At 52.9% G+C, this 4,217-nt stretch carries 1 protein-coding gene; it reads left to right on the top strand.

What is annotated here, in order from left to right; all coding sequences use genetic code 11:
• Nucleotides 1-4,217, top strand: a 4,217-nt coding sequence (locus KSP24_RS24955; protein WP_216977147.1) for an amino acid adenylation domain-containing protein, incomplete at both ends; no start/stop codon positions are given.

The following is a 4,217-nucleotide window of genomic DNA, read 5'->3' as shown; positions in this document are numbered from 1 at the left end:
ATCCACCATTTGGTGGTCGACGGCGTGTCATGGCGTATTTTGCTGGAGGATCTGGCATCCGGCTATGAGCAGGCTTTACGGGACGAGTCTGTCCGCTTGCCGAATAAGACGGATTCCTTCCGCCTGTGGGCAGATCAACTGGCAGCTTATGCGAACAGCGCCGCGTTGGAGAAGGAACGTGCGTATTGGGAGCAGATGGAGCGAACTGGTGCTGCTCAAGAGGCATTGCCTAAGGATTACACTCGTAAATCTCAGGCCAAGCCACAGCTTCGTGATGATCGAACACTGACCGTAGCGTGGACGGTCGAAGAAACGGAACAATTCTTGAAACAAGCTCATCGGGCCTACAATACAGAAGCAAACGACCTGCTGCTGACAGCTTTGGGCATTGCCATTCAGGAGTGGGCAGGCATCCGTCAGGTGCTTGTAAATCTGGAGGGTCACGGACGGGAAGCCATTTTGCCGGATATGGATATTACGCGCACAGTCGGTTGGTTTACCAGTCAATTCCCAGTTGTCCTGGATATGGGCGAGGACCGGAATGTGGGACAGCGTGTCAAGAACGTCAAGGAAGGACTACGCCGTCTGCCGCATAAAGGGATTGGATACGGGATTTTGAGATATCTTGCTGACAGAGCAGGAGAAGCCGCTTTTGTTGCCGAGCCGGAAATCAGCTTTAACTATCTCGGACAATTTGATCAGGATCTGAAAAATAATGCTTTCCGCATGTCTCCTTATTCCATCGGAGCTTCCATGAGTGACACGTTGACCAAGCGGTATGCGCTGGATATTAACGGCATGATCACGGACGGTACCCTGGAGCTGACGATCAGCTACAGCAACAAAATGTTCATGAAAAAATCAATCAAAAAGCTGGCTGATCTGCTGCAGGAGAGCTTGCGTAAGGTGTTGGATCACTGTGTGGCCAAAGAGTTGCCGGAGCTGACCCCAAGCGACTTGTCCTTCCGAGGACTGACGGCCGGAGAGCTGGATCATATTGTAGAGCAGACGGCTGCTGCGGGAGAACTGGAAAACATTTATTCGTTAACACCCATGCAAAAAGGCATTCTGTTCCACGGCTTAATGGAGCCGCAATCCGGGGCATATTTTGAGCAGGCGACATTTGATCTGCAAGGCAGCTTTCAAGTGGAGGCTTTTGCCGAAAGCCTCAATCAACTGGTGGATCGCCATCAAATATTCAGAACGAATTTTTATAGCGGCTGGAATGAACAGCCTTTACAGGTGGTGTATCGACACAAACATGCGAGGGTCCGTTTTGAAGATATACGCTTGATGGGACAAGAAGAGCAGGACGCATACATTGCTGATTTTGCTGAGCGCGACAAAGCCGAAGGCTTTCATTTCAGCTCAGGCGAGCTGATGCGGGTGTCTATTTTACGTACAGGCGAGGAGTCGTACCGTTTTGTGTGGAGCTTCCATCATATTTTGATGGACGGCTGGTGCTTGTTCCTGGTTGTAGGGGAAGCATTTAATACGTACTTTGCCATCCTCGAAGACCGCAAGCCGGAGCTTGCCCCGGTAACACCATACAGCGAATATATTGAATGGCTGGATCGGCAGGACAAGACGGAGGCTGAACGGTTCTGGCGCGATTATTTTGCGGGCTTTGAGCAGCAGACGGTATTGCCGCAGGTCAAACAGCTGGAAGGTCACGCTAAAGCATATGAAGCGGACAAGCTTTCGTTTACACTGAGCCGTGAAGTGACGAAGCGGATGAACAAGCTGGTTAAGCAGAAGCAAGTGACGGTCAACACACTTCTGCAAGCAGCGTGGGGCGTTGTGCTGCAGCGGTATAACAACAGCCGGGATGTGGTATTTGGCAGTGTCGTATCTGGTAGATCAGCCGATATTCCGGGCATAGACAAAATGATTGGGTTGTTCATTAATACGGTTCCTGTACGGATTCACAGTGAGAAAGATATGACATTTGCTGGGCTGATGAAGCAGATCCAGGAGCAGGCACTGGCTTCCCGTGCCTATGAAACCTATCCGTTGTATGACATTCAGGCCCTGACCGAGCAGAAACAGGACTTGGTAAACCATATTATCGTGTTTGAAAACTACCCGGTGGAACAGCGCATGGAGCAGATGGGTAGCCGTGGCGCGAATGGCTTTACGATTGCCAATGCTTCCATGTCAGAGCAAACGAACTATGATTTCAATATTACGGTTGTGCCGGGTGATGAAATTCATGTCCATTTGGAGTACAACGCACGAGTATTGGAACGCACGGCTGTAGAGCAAATCCGCGAGCATTTGTTGCATATGATTGAAGAAGCAATTAACAGACCAGATGCACTGGTAGATGAACTTGAGCTGGTGACTGCTGCGGAAAAAGCAAAAATCATCGACGGTTTTGGATCCGTGGGCGTATCTGCATGGAGTGATGAAAAGCAATCAGAAGGGTTGTTTCACGCCTATGTGGAAGAACAAGCGCAGCTTGTGCCGGATCATGTGGCCGTTGTATACGAGGAACGGCAGTTTACGTACCGCGAGCTGAACGAGCGTGGAAACCAGCTTGCTCGCAGATTGCGGAATGAGGGCATTGGACGCGAGTCCATTGTGGGTATTTTGAGCGAACGCTCGGTAGACATGCTGGTCGGTGTATTGGCGGTGTGGAAAGCCGGAGGCGCATATGTGCCGCTGGATGCGGATTATCCGTCCGAACGGATTCGCTTTATGCTGGAGGACAGTGGTGCGACGGTGCTGCTAACGCAAACCGGTTTGCAAGAGCGTGCACAGGGTTGGCTGGAGGCAAGTCGGCAGGCCTTGGTCGGAGGGCAGACTGAGGGTGAATGGGAAACAGCGGCTGGCGCTGAAACGATGGAAAGAGACAGTCTGAGTGAAGGCGTAAGCTTGAAATTAGATTCGAAGTCTGACAGCGAAGAAGCATCCAAACCAGCAACAGGGCTGCGTCTGCATACCGTATTGGCATTGGACGATGAGTCGCTGTACACCGGGGATGCCACGGATGTTGAACCTATCAATGAACCACACGATTTGGCATATGTGATCTATACGTCCGGTACAACCGGACGTCCGAAAGGCGTCATGATCGAACATCGCAGCTTGGTGAATACGGCTGCGGCGTATCGCCGGGATTACCGTCTGAACCAGTTCCCGGTACGACTGTTGCAACTGGCCAGCTTCTCCTTCGACGTGTTCGTCGGCGATATTGCACGGACGCTTTATAACGGGGGCACGATGGTCATCTGTCCGAAAGACGACCGCATTGATCCAAGCCGTTTGTACGGATGGATTCGTGATTATCAGATTACCGTGTTCGAATCGACTCCGGCCTTGATCGTACCGTTTATGCAGCATGTGCATGAACAGGGGCTGGACATGAGCAACATGGAACTGCTGATCACCAGCTCGGATAGCTGCAGCGTGACGGACTACCGGGTGCTGCAAGAACGGTTTGGCGCAGATATCCGCATGATCAACAGCTACGGCGTCACGGAAGCGGCGATTGACTCCAGCTTCTATGACGAAGAGCTGTCGAAGTTGCCAAGCAGTGGCCATGTGCCGATTGGCCAGGCATGGCTGAACGCACGCTTCTACATTGTGGACAGCCAGCTGAATCCAGTGCCGATCGGTGTACTGGGCGAGCTGTGCATTGGTGGAGCCGGGGTGGCACGGGGGTACCTGAACCGTGCGGATCTGACCGCTGAGAAATTCGTAGCGAACCCGTACGTACCGGGGGAACGTTTGTATCGCACAGGCGATTTGGCGCGGTGGATGCCGGACGGCAATGTAGACTTTATTGGCCGGATGGACTATCAGGTCAAAATTCGGGGCTACCGGATCGAGCTGGGCGAGATTGAAACGGCGATCCAGCGAGTGCCAGGTGTGCGTCAAGCCGTAGTCATCGACCGGACGGACGAGCGTGGAAACAAATATTTGTGCGGATACATCACGGGAGAAGCCGAGCTGCGGATTGAGGAAGTACAGGCAGCGCTGGAAGCCGGGTTGCCAGCGCATATGGTGCCAGCACGTCTGATGCGACTGGAGACCATCCCGCTGACCAGCAACGGCAAAATCGACCGCAAGGCCTTGCCGGAGCCAGAAGGCAGCATCTATACGGGAGCAGCCTATGTAGCCCCGCGTACCCAGGTGGAGCAGGTACTGGCTGCGGTATGGGCCGGAGTGCTGGGCGTGGATGCCGTAGGCACGCAGGATAACTTCTTTGAGCT

Source organism: Paenibacillus sp. AK121, from assembly GCF_019042715.1.
GTDB classification, from domain to species: domain Bacteria; phylum Bacillota; class Bacilli; order Paenibacillales; family Paenibacillaceae; genus Paenibacillus; species Paenibacillus polymyxa_C.
This window is presented reverse-complemented; position numbering and strand designations above follow the sequence as displayed.